13 protein-coding genes are annotated in these 14,535 nt (G+C 61.8%); 4 read left to right on the top strand and 9 right to left on the bottom strand.

Annotated elements, in window-relative coordinates; genetic code table 11:
- The first annotated feature begins 278 nt into the window (after positions 1 to 278).
- Complete coding sequence (locus J3361_RS27240) at positions 279 to 1,514, top strand: aminotransferase class I/II-fold pyridoxal phosphate-dependent enzyme (protein WP_207967148.1); 1,236 nt, start codon at positions 279 to 281, stop codon at positions 1,512 to 1,514.
- Between the two features lie 13 nt (positions 1,515 to 1,527).
- Complete coding sequence (locus tag J3361_RS27235; protein ID WP_207967147.1) at positions 1,528 to 2,691, top strand: MFS transporter; 1,164 nt, start codon at positions 1,528 to 1,530, stop codon at positions 2,689 to 2,691.
- On the opposite strand, the gene yiaY is transcribed toward J3361_RS27235, so the two are convergent.
- Positions 2,688 to 3,836 carry an L-threonine dehydrogenase gene (yiaY, locus tag J3361_RS27230; protein ID WP_207967146.1) on the bottom strand — a complete coding sequence of 383 codons (1,149 nt, stop codon included), beginning with the start codon at positions 3,834 to 3,836 and terminating at the stop codon, positions 2,688 to 2,690. The two genes, J3361_RS27235 and yiaY, sit on opposite strands and share 4 nt — an antisense overlap.
- 141 nt (positions 3,837 to 3,977) lie before the next feature.
- Between yiaY and J3361_RS27225 the strand changes: the two genes are divergently transcribed.
- Positions 3,978 to 4,997 (top strand): DUF4917 family protein, encoded by a 1,020-nt coding sequence (locus tag J3361_RS27225; protein WP_207967145.1) that lies wholly within the window; start codon positions 3,978 to 3,980, stop codon positions 4,995 to 4,997.
- 213 nt (positions 4,998 to 5,210) lie between these two features.
- Here the strand turns inward: J3361_RS27225 and J3361_RS27220 are convergent, their stop codons facing one another.
- From J3361_RS27220 to J3361_RS27195, 6 genes are all read right to left on the bottom strand, one after another.
- Positions 5,211 to 5,555, bottom strand: a complete 345-nt coding sequence (locus J3361_RS27220) for a YegP family protein (protein ID WP_207967144.1) — start codon at positions 5,553 to 5,555, stop codon at positions 5,211 to 5,213.
- 71 nt (positions 5,556 to 5,626) lie between these two features.
- Positions 5,627 to 6,208: a DJ-1/PfpI family protein gene (locus J3361_RS27215; protein WP_207967143.1), complete on the bottom strand. Its 582-nt coding sequence runs from the start codon at positions 6,206 to 6,208 to the stop codon at positions 5,627 to 5,629.
- 239 nt (positions 6,209 to 6,447) lie between these two features.
- Positions 6,448 to 7,665, bottom strand: a complete 1,218-nt coding sequence (locus tag J3361_RS27210) for an SAM-dependent methyltransferase (protein WP_207967142.1) — start codon at positions 7,663 to 7,665, stop codon at positions 6,448 to 6,450.
- A gap of 333 nt (positions 7,666 to 7,998) precedes the next feature.
- Positions 7,999 to 8,616 (bottom strand): hypothetical protein, encoded by a 618-nt coding sequence (locus tag J3361_RS27205; RefSeq protein ID WP_207967141.1) that lies wholly within the window; start codon positions 8,614 to 8,616, stop codon positions 7,999 to 8,001.
- A 28-nt stretch (positions 8,617 to 8,644) separates the two neighbouring features.
- Entirely contained in the window at positions 8,645 to 9,460 is an 816-nt protein-coding gene (locus J3361_RS27200) for a TPM domain-containing protein (RefSeq protein WP_243459044.1), read from the bottom strand.
- Positions 9,460 to 10,068: a LemA family protein gene (locus J3361_RS27195; RefSeq protein WP_207967140.1), complete on the bottom strand. Its 609-nt coding sequence runs from the start codon at positions 10,066 to 10,068 to the stop codon at positions 9,460 to 9,462. Before J3361_RS27195 ends, J3361_RS27200 begins: the two co-directional genes overlap by 1 nt.
- Positions 10,069 to 10,319: 251 nt before the next feature.
- Between J3361_RS27195 and bglX the strand changes: the two genes are divergently transcribed.
- The gene (gene bglX / locus J3361_RS27190) at positions 10,320 to 12,611 is read left to right on the top strand and encodes a beta-glucosidase BglX (RefSeq protein ID WP_207967139.1); all 2,292 of its coding nucleotides are present in this window, start codon (positions 10,320 to 10,322) and stop codon (positions 12,609 to 12,611) included.
- 129 nt (positions 12,612 to 12,740) lie between these two features.
- On the opposite strand, the gene J3361_RS27185 is transcribed toward bglX, so the two are convergent.
- Complete coding sequence (locus tag J3361_RS27185; protein WP_207967138.1) at positions 12,741 to 13,898, bottom strand: phosphatidylserine/phosphatidylglycerophosphate/cardiolipin synthase family protein; 1,158 nt, start codon at positions 13,896 to 13,898, stop codon at positions 12,741 to 12,743.
- 1 nt (position 13,899) lies between these two features.
- Positions 13,900 to 14,490 (bottom strand): YceI family protein, encoded by a 591-nt coding sequence (locus tag J3361_RS27180; protein ID WP_207967137.1) that lies wholly within the window; start codon positions 14,488 to 14,490, stop codon positions 13,900 to 13,902.
- Between the last annotated feature and the right edge of the window lie 45 nt (positions 14,491 to 14,535).

The following is a 14,535-nucleotide window of genomic DNA, read 5'->3' as shown; positions in this document are numbered from 1 at the left end:
GGCGCCAGAACTTGCCAGTCTGCGTTGCCATTCCTCGCCGTAGCGGGCTACGACTCGTCATGGCGCCTTGCCTGGCAAGCCCTGGCACTCGAATTTGAGTACTCGAATTAACCGTACAGGCCACTAGGCAAAGTCCTACGCAGAAATCTCCAGTGACACTCAAGCACGCCGGAAACAGCCGATTCAAAGCCCTGCACAACAATCTGTAAAGTCTGGAAATACGCCGCAATCGAAACACCCCACGGACTGTACCATTCACCAAGGAATGTAAACGCACCATGAACCAGACGGCTCAATCACCTCATTACTTCACCAACTACCGCAAACTCATTTCCCTTGCAGACCAGGATTGGCAAAGCACCGAAGCCGGGAAAGTCTCTGGGCTGAATGTCGAGGTCAAGACACCCAACGTGTTGGTCGACCAATACGGTCGGGCTCTTCATCACTTCTGCACGACGTCCTACCTGGGCCTGGACTATCACCCTGCGTTGCTGGACGGCGCCATGACCGCCCTGTGGGAGGCCGGGACCCTGCGGGTCGCCAACTCAAGGAATCGCTGCAAGCTGGCGATCCTGGACCAGTACGAAACCCAGTTGTCGGAGCTTTTTGGCGCCAGTTGTCTCAGCGCCCTGTCTTGCAGTGCGGCGAGCGCCGGGATCCTACCACTGCTGGCCAGCGGTGCATTCACTCAAAATCGTGCGCCCGTCATGGTGTTCGACAAACATGCCCATTATTCGATGAACCACAGCAAGGCCGCCTGCGCCGACGAAACCCAGGTCATCACCAGTCCGCACAATGATATGGATTTCCTCGAGGACGTGTGCAAACGCCAGCGCGAGGTGGCGTATGTGGCCGACGGCGCCTACAGCATGGGCGGCATGGCCGACCTAGACAGCCTGATGTACCTCAAGCAGCGCTACGGCTTGTTTCTTTACCTGGACGATTCCCACGCCCTGTCTGCGGTTGGAGAATCCGGCGCCGGCCTGGTCCGTTCGCGCCTCCCGGCGGTGGACGAGCGCACGCTGATCGTGGCCTCGCTGGCCAAGTCATTCGGCGCCAGTGGCGGGCTGGTCATGTTTGGCAGTGAACGGCACAAGGCGCTGGTACAGCGCTACGGTGGACCGAGCAATTGGTCCCAGAGCCTGAACGCAGCAGCTATCGGTGCCGGCATGGCTTCGATCCGCCTGCACCGCAGTCTGGAATTCAGCGCCTTGCAGGCGCGTTTGCAAGCTAATATCCGCCTCTTCGACAGCCTCGTGCGGACCGGACAAGGCGGCACCCCCATGGCGATCCGCATGGTGCCTTGCGGTGAAGCGGCCCTGGCCAACAGCCTGGCGGTCGAACTGGCCGAACTGGGGTATTTCACCTCGGCGGTATTTTTTCCCGTGGTGCCGCAAGGCAAGGCCGCCATTCGCATTACCCTGCGCGCCGACATGGAGCCTGACGTGATTCGCTCGTTTTGCGAAAAGATCACCGAACTGCTGCTGACCCACGGGCGTGACCTCCGCCCCTGAGACAGGATGCTTGATGAATAACCGCACAACCCTGATCGTCACTTGCACCACCGTCTTCCTGGCTCAACTGGGTATGAGCATCTATTTGCCGGCCCTGCCGGATATCGCCCGGGCTATCGGTACCGATGCGTCCCGGGTGTCCTGGGGCCTGTCGGTGTACCTGATCGGCATGGCGCTGCCCATGTTGCTGTGGGGCAGCCTGAGCCAGCGCCTGGGGCGCAAGCCGGTCTTGCTGGCGGCTTTGGGGTTGTACGGCCTGGGCAACCTGGCCTTGCCGCTGGGCACGACAATCGAGGCGTTCCTGACGCTTCGGTTGATCCAGGGCATCGGCGCCAGCGGTATTTCGGTGATGGCGCGGGTCCTGATTCGTGACAGTTTCAGCGGTGACCTGCTGGCCAAGGCCCTGTCCTGGATATCGATCGCTTTTGTGATTGCCCTTGGTATTGGCCAGTACCTGGGCTCGCTGATCCAGGCGGCTTTCGGCTGGGAGGCGATCTTCCTGGGATTGGGCGCCGTCAGCCTGGCCATGGCAGCGGCGGTGTCCAGGGCGCGTTTCCCGGTGCTGATACAGACCAGCAACGGGCAATCGGCATGGGGTATCTACAAGCAGATATTCCGGCAGCGGGCGTTCCTGCTGCCGGCCTTGGCCGGTGGGTTGGGCTACGGCGTGATCGTCGCCTTCAATACCGCCGCGCCGCTGATCCTGCAGGAGAGCTTCCACTGGTCGGCCATTGAATACGGCCTGCTGGGCTGGCCGATCAGTGCCGCGTACCTGTTCGGGGCACTGGCGGTGAACGCCTTTGTGCTGCGCACCGGTCAACGGCGAATGATGGGCTGGGGCATCGCGCTGGTGCTCGGCGGCAGCATGACCATGCTGGCAGGCAGCCTCACCCTGAGCAGCATCGCGTTGCTCTTCTGGCTGCCGTATTGCTTCGCGGTGTTCGGCCAGTCGTTGATCTACCCCATCAGCCTGTCCCTGGCCAATGAAGGTTCGCCGGTGGCCGGCGCTTATGCCATGGCATTGAGCGGGTTCCTGCATCAACTGATGGCGTCGGTGATCGGAGCCATCGCCAGCCTGCTGTTGAGCCAGCAAGCCTGGCCACTGGCGGCGTTGTGCGCGCTGCTGGGGGCGGCGGCGATGCTCTGTGTGAGGTTCGTGCCGCCCCGGGTCGCTTAGAACGCGCTGCGGAAAATCTCCTCGATCTGCCGCTGATCCGCGGCTCGTGGATTGGTCAGGCCGCACGCGTCTTTCAAGGCGTTGGCGGCCAACACCGGAACGTCGTTGAGGCGCACGCCCAAATCACGCAAACCGGCCGGAATGTCCACGTCTTGTGCCAGGCTGCGGATCGCCGCAATAGCGTTCCGGGCCCCCTCTTCCGGGCTGAAACCCCGTGTATCGGCGCCCATGGCATGGGCCACGTCGGTCAGGCGAGCGGCGCACACCGAGGCGTTGAAACTCTGTACATGGGGCAACAGCACGGCATTGCACACGCCGTGCGGCAAGTCGTAAAAACCGCCCAGTTGATGCGCCATCGCGTGCACGAAACCCAACGACGCATTGTTGAACGCCATCCCTGCGAGAAATTGCGCGTAGGCCATGTTTTCCCGCGCCGCCAGATCGCTGCCGTCGCGCACGGCCAGGCGTAGATTGTTGCTGATCAGGGTAATGGCCTTCAGGGCGCAGGCATCGGTAATCGGCGTGGCGGCGGTGGAGACATAAGCCTCGATCGCGTGCGTCAGCGCATCCATGCCAGTGGCGGCCGTCAGGCCCTTGGGCATCGCCACCATCAACGCCGGATCGTTCACCGACATCAGCGGGGTCACGTTGCGATCGACAATCGCCATTTTCACGTGGCGGGTCTCGTCGGTGATGATGCAGAAACGGGTCATTTCGCTGGCGGTGCCCGCCGTGGTGTTGATGGCGATCAGCGGCAGTTGTGGCTTGCTCGAACGGTCCACCCCTTCATAGTCACGGATCTGCCCGCCGTTGGTGGCGCACAGGGCGATGCCCTTGGCGCAGTCGTGGGGTGAACCGCCGCCCAGCGACACGACGAAATCGCATTGGCTTTCCTTGAGCAAGCCCAGCCCAAGCTCGACATTGGCAATGCTCGGGTTGGGCTTGGCACCGTCGAAAATCACCGAGTCAATGTCCTGTATCGCCAACAACTCGGCCACCTTGGTGGCGACACCGGCCTTGGCCAGCCCTGCGTCGGTGACGATCAGGGCTTTGCGAAAGCCGTAGTTGCGAATGGCGGTCATGGCCTCGTCGAGGCAACCCAGCCCCATGATGTTCACGGCGGGAATGAAAAAAGTGCTGCTCATGGCACACGCTCCTGGAAGAGGCCGAATCGGCAGGGGCGTACAGGATTGACCGAGTAGTCACGACGCATCTTGATCTGGCTCAAGACTGGGTCGTGATAAAGTCGCGGCCTGCCTTTGCCACGTTTTGAGATGATCCTTGCGATGACCGATTTCCAGGAATACGACACCCGGCTCGAAGACTGGGAAGTCTTGCGCGCCGACACCGCCTTCAGCGGCCTGCTGCTGGGCAATGGCGCCAGCCGTGCGGTGTGGGACGATTTCGGCTATGACTCGCTGTTCGAAAATGCCCGCACCGTCGAGGAAAAACCCTTGAGCCCGTCGGAACTGAGCGTGTTCGACGCGATGCAGACCCGCAGCTTCGAACAGGTGCTGGGGGCGCTGAAAACCACCAGTCGGGTCAACAAGGCCCTGGCCGTCAGCTCCGCCGCCCCGCGTAACCGCTATTATGCGATTAAGGAAGCGTTGATCAACACCGTGCACGCGCTGCATATCCCGTGGCGGCTGGTGCAGCCATCGACCCTGGCGACGCTCAACCGGGAACTGAGCCGCTACCGCACGGTGTTCACCACCAATTACGACCTGCTCAACTACTGGGCGATCCAGCATGGGATCGAGACCATCACCGATCTGTTCTTTGGCGATGACCACAGTTTCGACCTGAGGCAGGCGAGCACGGACAAACCACGCTTGCTGTACCTGCACGGCGGCCTGCACCTGGTGCGCAACCAGGACGGCACCGCGCGCAAGCTCACGTCCACCGAAGGGACCTTGCTGGGCAATTTCGCCATCAACAACACGATCAAGACCCTCGACGATGTGCCGCTGTTCGTCAATGAAGGTCCCAGCATCGACAAGCTCAAGACCATTCGCAGCAGCGATTACCTGTCGTTCTGCTACGACCAGTTGCTGCAGCATGGCGACAACCTGTGCCTGTTCGGCCATGCCCTGGGCGAGCAGGACCGGCACATTGTCCATGCCCTGCGCCTGGCCGCCCCGAAAACCGTGGCGATTTCGATCTTTCCCCGTAGCCAGGCATTCATCCAGCATCAGAAGCGGCATTACGCCAAGGTGTTCGAGGGGCAGGACGTGCAATTGCGCTTCTTCGATGCCAAGAGCCATCCGTTGGGCGATCCGAAATTGTCGGTGCCGGTGGAGGTTTAGTCTCGGGCTACATGACCTGGAAACTCAATGCCAGGTCAGCGCATGACTGTGGCGAGGGAGCTTGCTCCCGCTCGGCTGCGCAGCAGTCGTCATTTTGTGAGCCTGCTGCCTGGCCTTGGAACCGATGGGGACCGCTTCGCGGTCCAGCGGGAGCAAGCTCCCTCGCCACAAAAGCCCACTCGCTACAGCAGGCTCGCTCCCATAGGGATTGGTTCAGAGCGCAGCCACGGTCTTGTCCTTGATGACCGTCGTCGGTCCATTGGCCTTGACGCTGGCGATGCCTTTGTCCCGGGCGGCGTCCGATGAATACGCCTCGCTGCTGCCAATCACTTCGTGGTTACCGGCCTTGAGGTTGAAGTACGGATGGCCGTCCTTGGTCGTCTTGAGTTCATAGCGTTCGGCCAGCGGACTGTTTTTCTGCACCGCCGCAATGCCACCGTCGGCGCCGCTGCGGGTGGTGTACTGCTCGCTGGTCAAGATGGTCTCGGCGTTGGCCGCCTTGAGCACAAACCGAAACTGGCCATTGCTGCTTTTGCTGACTTCGTACCATCCGGACATGATTATTCTCCAGGCAATGAGGGCATGCCCCGAGAGTAAAGACCCGCTGCGCTTGTCCCGCCAGTCCGTTACTACAAAGTGATGGCTGTGCCCAGCAAGGTCAGGAATCCCGCCAGCCAGTTCGGGTGCGCAGGCCAGGCCGGTGCGGTCGCCAGGTTGCCCTGGACATGGCCTTGGGTCACGGGAATGTCCATATAGGTCCCGCCCGCCAGCCGCACTTCCGGGGCGCACGCCGGGTAAGCGCTGCATTCGCGCCCTTCGAGGATGCCCGCCGCCGCCAGCAATTGCGCACCGTGGCACACCGCGGCAATCGGCTTGCCCGCCAGATCGAAATCGCGCACCAGTTGCAGGACGGTTTCATTCAGGCGCAGGTATTCCGGCGCCCGCCCACCCGGCACCAACAGCGCGTCGTAGTCGGCGGCCTGGACGTTGGCGAAGTCATGGTTGAGGGCGAACAAATGCCCCGGTTTTTCGCTGTAGGTCTGGTCGCCTTCGAAATCGTGGATCGCCGTGCGCACCGTTTGGCCCGCGGTTTTGTCCGGGCACACGGCGTGCACGGTGTGGCCGATCATCTGCAACGCCTGGAATGGCACCATGACTTCATAATCTTCGACGTAATCGCCGACCAGCATGAGGATTTTCTTCGCGGCCATGGGAAGGGCTCCTTTGGGAATGCGTGAGGGGTTGACGCATTAAAGGTAGCCGGGAGTATCGGTGGGCGAGCGGTAACCGGCCGTGACCTGACGGGATGCATGCCGCTGGAGGTTGAATGCTGGATGCAACCTGTGGGAGCGAGCCTGCTCGCGATTCAGGCGACGCGGTTTATCAGGCATACCGCGTCATCGTTCAATCGCGAGCAGGCTCGCTCCCACAGGGGTAATGCACCAGTAGGTCAGGCGAGATAGCCATCCGCCCGCAGCAGCGTTTCGAGGCAGTGCTCGGTGATGTGGTAGAAGGCCTTGAGTTCTTCGATTTTTGCCAGCAGCTCGGTGGGGTCCGCCGGTTCGGCGCGTTTGACGGCCAGAATCATCTTGTTCTTGTTGGTGTGGTCCAGGGAGATGAACTCGAAGACCTTGGTCTCGTAGCCACACGCTTCGAGGAACAGCGCCCGCAAGCTGTCAGTGACCATTTCCGCCTGCTGGCCCAGGTGCAGGCCGTATTGCAGCATCGGCTTGAGCAAGGCCGGGCTCTGGATCTGCAGGCGGATCTGCTTGTGGCAGCACGGCGAGCACATGATGATCGAGGCGCCCGAGCGAATGCCCATGTGGATCGCGTAGTCGGTGGCGATGTCACAGGCGTGCAAGGCGATCATCACATCCACGGCGCTCGGCGCCACGCTGCGCACGTCACCGTGCTGGAAGCTCAGGCCCGGATGCTCCAGGCGCGCGGCGGCTTCGTTGCACAGCTTGACCATGTCTTCGCGCAGCTCGACACCGGTCACCACGCCCTCGGCCTGTAAGGTGTTGCGCAAGTAGTCATGGATGGCGAACGTCAGGTAGCCCTTGCCCGAACCGAAATCCGAGACCCGCACCGGTTTGTCCAGGGCCAGTGGCGACGACGTCAGCGCATGGCTGAAGACCTCGATGAACTTGTTGATCTGCTTCCACTTGCGCGACATCGCCGGAATCAGCTCGTGCTTGTGGTTGGTCACGCCCAGGTCAGCCAAAAATGGCCGATTCAGGTCGAGAAAGCGATTTTTCTCACGGTTGTGCTCGGCAGACGGCACTTCCCGCAGTTGCTGGGGCTTGCTCTTGAATAGTGAGCTCTTGCCCTTCTTGCTGTACTCCAGCTGCGCCTCGTCGGTGACCGCCAGCAAATGCGCGTTCTTGAACGACGCCGGCAACAGCGCGGCGATGGTGTCCACGCCTTCGGCCAGTGGGAAATTCTTGGTGATGTCGCGGGTCTTGTAGCGGTAGACGAAGGACAGGCACGGCTGGTCCTTGACTGTCAGCTGCTTGATGATCAGCCGCTGGAGGTCCACCTCGTCCCCCACGTACTTGGCCAACACCAGTTTGATGAAAGCGTTTTGTTCAAGGCTGGTGCGCAGCAGCTCGATGAATTGGGCGTGGTGATCCGGCGCGGGACGGACGGGCGTTGCGGTGACGGACATGAACAAGCGGCCTCGGGGCGGGCGGATCGGGAATGGCGGGTATTTTAGGGGGGATGGGCAGCGAGGGCACGGGGAATTTCCCCAGCGGTAGAAAATCCAGGCCCTTTTTACGAAGGCCCCGGCTTTTGCGGCTCACTGAGCTTTTTGTGGCTCACTGGGGCTTTTGTGGCGAGTGAGCTTTTGTGGCGAGGGAGCTTGCTCCCGCTGGACCGCGAAGCGGTCCCCATCGGCTCCAAGGTCGGGCAACGAGCTCGCAAATCGACGACTGCTTCGCAGCCGAGCGGGAGCAAGCTCCCTCGCCACAAAAGCGGCTCTGGCCATGGTGATCGACAATCAACTTAAAACCACCAACCGATTCGGCAGTTCATTGCGTTCCTGGGTCAGCGGCACGTGTTCCTTGAGCAATTCTCCGCAGGCTTCGATGCACGTCACGAACCCTTGCAAGGTCTGCCCCTGGCGAACCTGCTGGGTAAACGCCGCGACAATGGCGTCCCAGCATTTGTTGTCCAAGTGCTTGGAGATGCCCTCATCGACGAGGATTTCCACATACCGCTCGGCCTCGCAGACGAAGATCAGCACGCCCGTGCTGCCCACGGTGTGGTGCAGGTTCTGTTCGAGGAATTGCCGGCGCGCCAGGTTGGAGGCCCGCCAGTGGCGCACGGAACGGGGAATCAGGTGCGTGGTGATCTTGGGGATACGGAACACCAGGCACAACACGATGAAACTGATCCATTGCACCAGCAACAGACTGTGCAGGGCCAACCAGCCGCTGAGGTAATGGACCACGCCAGGCACCACCAGGGCCAGCAGGCTCGCCCATAGCAGCGGTATGTAGGCGTAGTCGTCGGCGCGGGCGGCCAGTACCGTGACCAGTTCGGCATCGGTATGCCGCTCGACCCGTGCGATGGCCTCGGCGACCTTGCGCTGTTCGTGTTCAGTCAGTAATGCCATGGTTAAAAGTGCCTGCTCATTATTATTATCACCAGCCGCCCGACGAACCGCCGCCCCCAAAACTACCACCGCCACCGCTGAAGCCGCCCCCACCGCCTCCGAAGCCACCACCGCCGTAACCGCCCGAACCGCTGGAGCCACCGCGTCCGGTCGGCAGGATACCGAGCGTCTGGCAGACCAATATCGTCAAAATAAACAGGATTACCAGGAAGATGAACAACCCTGGATGGCGCTCGACGAAATCGCCCTGCTGCCCATCTGCATTGTAAGCAGTCGCGGGCTCGTCCAGCGGGCTGCCGCCCAGCACCACCAGCATCGCCGCGACGCCATCGCTGATGCCTTTGTTGAAGTTGCCGGTCTTGAAGGCCGGCGTGATCACCTGATTGATGATCACCGAACTCTGGGCGTCGGTCAGGCGATCTTCCAGGCCATAACCCACTTCGATGCGCAGTTTACGATCATCCCGGGCGACGATCAGCAGCGCGCCATTGTTTTTATCCTTCTGCCCGATGCCCCAATGGCGGCCCAGTTGATAGCCGAAGTCTTCGATGCTGCTGCCTTGCAGGTCCGCCAGCGTGACCACCACTACCTGTTCGCCGGTGGCCTGTTCATGGGCCTTGAGCTGCGAGTCCAGTTGCGCGCGCACCGAAGGGTCGAGCATCTGGGCGGCGTCCACCACCCGCCCGGTCAGTTCCGGAAACTTCAATTCGGCCTGGGCCGTGAATGTAAAGACCCAGAGCAACAGCGCAAACAGCTTCAAGCTTCGAGCGGCAAGCGCCGAGCCCCAAGCGGTACGCGTTGCCTGGGCTTGAAGCTTGCCACTTGGAACTTGAAGCTGCTTCATCAGAACTTCACTTCAGGGGCTTTTTCGGCATTGGGGCTGGTGGCCTCGAAGGTTTCGCGGATCGGCAGGTCGCTGTACATCACGCTGTGCCACAGGCGCCCCGGGAACGTGCGGATCTCGGTGTTGTACTTCTGCACCGCCAGGATGAAATCGCGGCGGGCCACGGCGATGCGGTTCTCGGTGCCTTCGAGCTGGGATTGCAACGCCAGGAAATTCTGGTTGGCCTTGAGGTCCGGATAACGCTCGACCACCACCATCAGCCGGCTCAATGCGCCACTCAACTGGTCCTGGGCCTGCTGGAACTGCTTGAGTTTTTCCGGGTTGTCCAAGGTGCTGGCGTCTACCTGGATCGACGTCGCCTTGGCCCGCGCCTCTACCACTGCGGTCAGGGTTTCCTGCTCGTGCTGGGCGTAGCCCTTGACGGTTTCCACCAGGTTGGGGATCAGGTCGGCACGGCGCTGGTACTGGTTCTGCACCTGGCCCCAGGCGGCCTTGGCCTGTTCGTCCAGGGTCGGGATGTTATTGATGCCGCAACCGGCCAGCAGCGTGGTGAGCAGCAACAAGGCCAGCATTGGCAAGTTGCGAAGGTCATTCAGTCGTGGATTCATTGGATGAAGCGCTCCCTGGCATGACATTGGAAAAACCCGGCCACCTATCCCGCCAGCGTCTGGGGCATAATCTGCCGCCGCACTGGATTGAAACGGGTCGATGGGCTAAAAGATGCGCAGTGCGAAACTAAGTTCAGCCCAATGGGTTCGAAAGTGTGCTGCATTTAACTGAACAACAATAGCCGCTCCTCACATTTCGGCTGACCGGCGTGGTGTGATCCCCGCCCTTTAGGCTTGCGAGAAAATTATTCATGAAGAAGCTGTGTTTGCTGGGCCTGTTTGTCAGTCTGGCCAGTCAATCCGTATTAGCCGACAACCTGCCAGCCCCCATAGAGAACAAGGATGCGTTCATCAGTAACCTGATGAAGCAAATGACCCTCGAAGAAAAGATCGGCCAATTGCGCCTGATCAGCATCGGCCCGGAAATGCCCCGGGAGATGATTCGCAAGGAAATCGCCGCCGGCAACATCGGGGGGACGTTCAACTCCATCACCCGCGATGAAAACCGTCCGATGCAGGACGCGGCCATGCGCAGCCGCTTGAAGATCCCGATGTTCTTCGCCTATGACGTGATCCACGGCCACCGCACGATTTTCCCGATTCCCCTGGCCCTGGCGTCGAGCTGGGACATGGACGCGATCTACCACTCCGGCCGCATCGCCGCCAAGGAAGCCGCGGCCGACAGCCTGGACATCACCTTTGCGCCGATGGTCGACATCTCCCGTGACCCGCGCTGGGGCCGCACCTCCGAAGGCTTCGGCGAGGACACCTACCTGGTGTCGCGCATCGCCGGGGTGATGGTCAAGGCGTTCCAGGGCAACGGGGCCAACGCCGCCGACAGCATCATGGCCAGCGTCAAGCACTTCGCCCTGTACGGCGCGGTGGAAGGCGGCCGGGACTACAACACCGTGGACATGAGTCCGCTGAAAATGTACCAGGACTACCTGCCGCCCTACCGCGCCGCCATCGACGCCGGAGCCGGCGGGGTGATGGTCGCGCTGAACTCCATCAACGGCGTGCCGGCCACTGCCAACACTTGGCTGATGAACGACCTGCTGCGCAAGGAATGGGGCTTCAAGGGCCTGGCGGTCAGTGACCACGGCGCCATTTTCGAACTGATCAAGCATGGCGTCGCCAAGGACGGTCGCGAAGCGGCGAAACTGGCGATCAAGGCCGGCATCGACATGAGCATGAACGACTCGCTCTATGGCAAGGAACTGCCGGGGCTGCTCAAGGCCGGTGAGATCGAGCAGAGCGACATCGACAACGCCGTGCGTGAAGTGCTGGCCGCCAAATACGACATGGGCCTGTTCAAGGATCCGTACCTGCGCATTGGCAAGGCCGAGGACGACCCGGCCGACACCTATGCCGAAAGTCGCCTGCACCGCGCCGATGCCCGTGACGTGGCGCGTCGCAGCCTGGTCCTGCTGGAAAACCGCAACCAGACCCTGCCTCTGAAGAAAACCGCGAAGATCGCCCTGGTCGGCCCGCTGGCCAAGGCACCTATCGATATGATGGGCAGTTGGGCCGCGGCCGGGCGCCCTGCGCAATCGGTCACCCTGTTCGACGGCATGACCCGCGCCCTGGGCGCCGACTCGAAGCTGATCTACGCCCGTGGCGCCAACATCACCGGCGACAAGAAGGTCCTCGACTATCTGAATTTCCTCAACTTCGACGCCCCGGAAGTGGTGGATGACCCGCGCCCGGCCCAGGTACTGATCGACGAAGCGGTGCAAGCCGCCAAGGATGCCGATGTGGTAGTGGCCGCCGTGGGTGAGTCCCGTGGCATGTCCCATGAATCGTCGAGCCGTACCGAACTGAATATCCCCGCCAGCCAACGCGAGCTGATCAAGGCCCTGAAGGCCACCGGCAAACCCCTGGTGCTGGTGCTGATGAATGGCCGTCCGCTGTCGTTGCTGGAAGAAAAACAGCAGGCCGACGCGATCCTGGAAACCTGGTTCAGCGGCACCGAAGGCGGCAACGCCATCGCGGACGTGCTGTTCGGCGACTACAACCCGTCTGGCAAGCTGCCGATCACCTTCCCACGCTCGGTGGGGCAGATTCCGACCTACTACAACCACCTGAGCATCGGCCGGCCGTTCACGCCGGGCAAGCCGGGCAACTACACCTCGCAGTATTTCGACGACACCACCGGCCCGCTCTACCCGTTCGGCTACGGCCTGAGCTACACCGAGTTCAGCCTGTCGGACATGGCGCTGTCGTCGACCACGCTGAACAAGACCGGCAAGCTCGATGCCAGCGTGACGCTGGAAAACACCGGCAAGCGTGACGGCGAGACTGTGGTGCAGCTGTACATCCAGGACGTGACCGGCTCGATCATTCGCCCGGTGAAGGAACTGAAGAACTTCCGCAAGGTGATGCTCAAGGCCGGCGAGAAGAAAGTCATCCACTTCACCATCACCGAAGACGACCTGAAGTTCTTCAATGCCCAGCTCAAGTACGCCGCGGAGCCAGGCAAGTTCAACGTGCAGATCGGCCTGGATTCCCAGGATGTGAAACAGCAGAGTTTTGAGTTGCTCTGACCCAACAACACTGCAATAACCTTGTGGGAGCGAGCCTGCTCGCGATGAGGGCCTATCAGTCACTGCATCATCGACTGTCAGGCCGCCTTCGCGAGCAGGCTCGCTCCCACAGTGGTTTTCGGTAGGGATTTAGCCCCGCCGATCCAGCAGATTCACCACCAACCGATCCACCCACCCCCACACCCGCTGCTTGAACCGCTTCCACAGCGGCCGGCGCTGCCAGGCGTCGAGGCTGACTTGCAGGCTCTGGGCGAAATCCCGTTCGAAACTGGCGGCCACGGCGCTGCTGAGCCTGGAATCCAAGGCTTCGAGGTTGGCTTCCAGGTTGAAACGCAGGTTCCAGTGATCGAAATTGCAGGAACCAATGCTGACCCAGTCATCCACCAGCACCATCTTCAAGTGCAGGAAACACGGCTGGTACTCGTAGATCTGCACGCCGGCCCTGAGCAGTCGCGGGTAGTAACGGTGCCCGGCGTAGCGCACGGACGGATGATCGGTGCGCGGGCCGGTCAGCAGCAGGCGCACGTCGATGCCGCGGGCGGCGGCCTTGCGCAGGGAACGGCGCACGTTCCAGGTCGGCAGGAAGTATGGCGTCGCCATCCAGATGCGTTTCTGGCCGCTGTTCAATGCCCGGGACAGTGACTGCAGGATGTCGCGATGCTGACGGGCGTCGGCATACGCCACCCGGCCCATGCCCTCGCCCACCGGCGGCACGCGAGGCAGGCGCGGCAAGCCGAAGTTGGACGCCGGCTTCCAGGCACGTCGATGGCGGTTGGCGAGCCACTGGCGGTCGAACAGCAGTTGCCAGTCGAGCACCAGCGGGCCGACGATTTCCACCATCACTTCGTGCCATTCACTGCGATCGTCCAGAGGGTTCCAGAATTCATCGGTCACCCCGGTGCCACCGACCACGGCCAGGCGTTGGTCCACCAACAGCAACTTGCGGTGATCCCGGTAGAGGTTGCGCACCCAGCGCCGCCAGCTCAGGCGATTGTAGAAACGCAACTCCACCCCGGCCTCGGTCAGGCGCTTGCGCAAGGCCAGGGTAAACGCCAGGCTGCCGTAGTCATCGAACAGGCAGCGCACCCGAACGCCACGCTCGGCGGCCTGGACCAACGCCTGAACCATCGCCTCGGCGCATGTGCCCGCCTCCACCAGATAGAGTTCCAGCTCGACCTGTTCCTGGGCACGGGCGATTTCCACCAGCATGCGCGGGAAGAACTGCGGGCCATCGATCAACAGCTCGAAGCGATTGCCTTCACGCCAGGGAAAGACCGGGCCGCTCATATCAGCGCGCCGTGAAGATCAGCACCGCATTCACCGGCACCGAGAGGCTGATGGCCGACAACCCGGCCAGGTTGCGCAGCTTTTCCAGGCCCGGCGCCAAATCGAAATCCGCCGCGTTGAGCACCACCGGTTCGAGGGTCACCACTTGGAAGCGACGCTCATCCAGGCGCGTCGCGAGCAACTCAACGGGATATTCATGCTGCTTGCCGTGCAGGTTCACCGTCAGCGGCAGGCGCAATTCCAGCTGTGCGCCGTTGGCCAGGTCCTGGATCGGCATCAGGTCGATCTTGGCGGTGACCGTTGCCTCGGCGAATTGCTTGATGTCGAACAGCTCGGCGCGCATGCGCTCATCCCGCAGGGGGATACCGCTGTTGATGGATTCGAGTTCCACTTCCAGGCGCGCCAAGCCGTCGGGCTGGACTTGGCCGTGCAGCACCAGGAAACGCTGGACCTCGGAAACGTTGCCGTTTTTGCTGCTGATAAACGACAGCCGCGACGACTCGCCGTCCAGGTACCAGTCGGCCTGGGCCGGCAGCGCTGCGCAGGCCAGCAGCACGCCGGCGACCGCGTAAGGGAAAAACCGCTTGAACATACACACTCGGAGGGTAGATAAACCTGTGGCGAACCTTAACCGGGC

The sequence above is a fragment of the Pseudomonas sp. OA65 genome, from assembly GCF_017498305.1.
Lineage (GTDB): Bacteria > Pseudomonadota > Gammaproteobacteria > Pseudomonadales > Pseudomonadaceae > Aquipseudomonas > Aquipseudomonas zanjanensis.
This window is presented reverse-complemented; position numbering and strand designations above follow the sequence as displayed.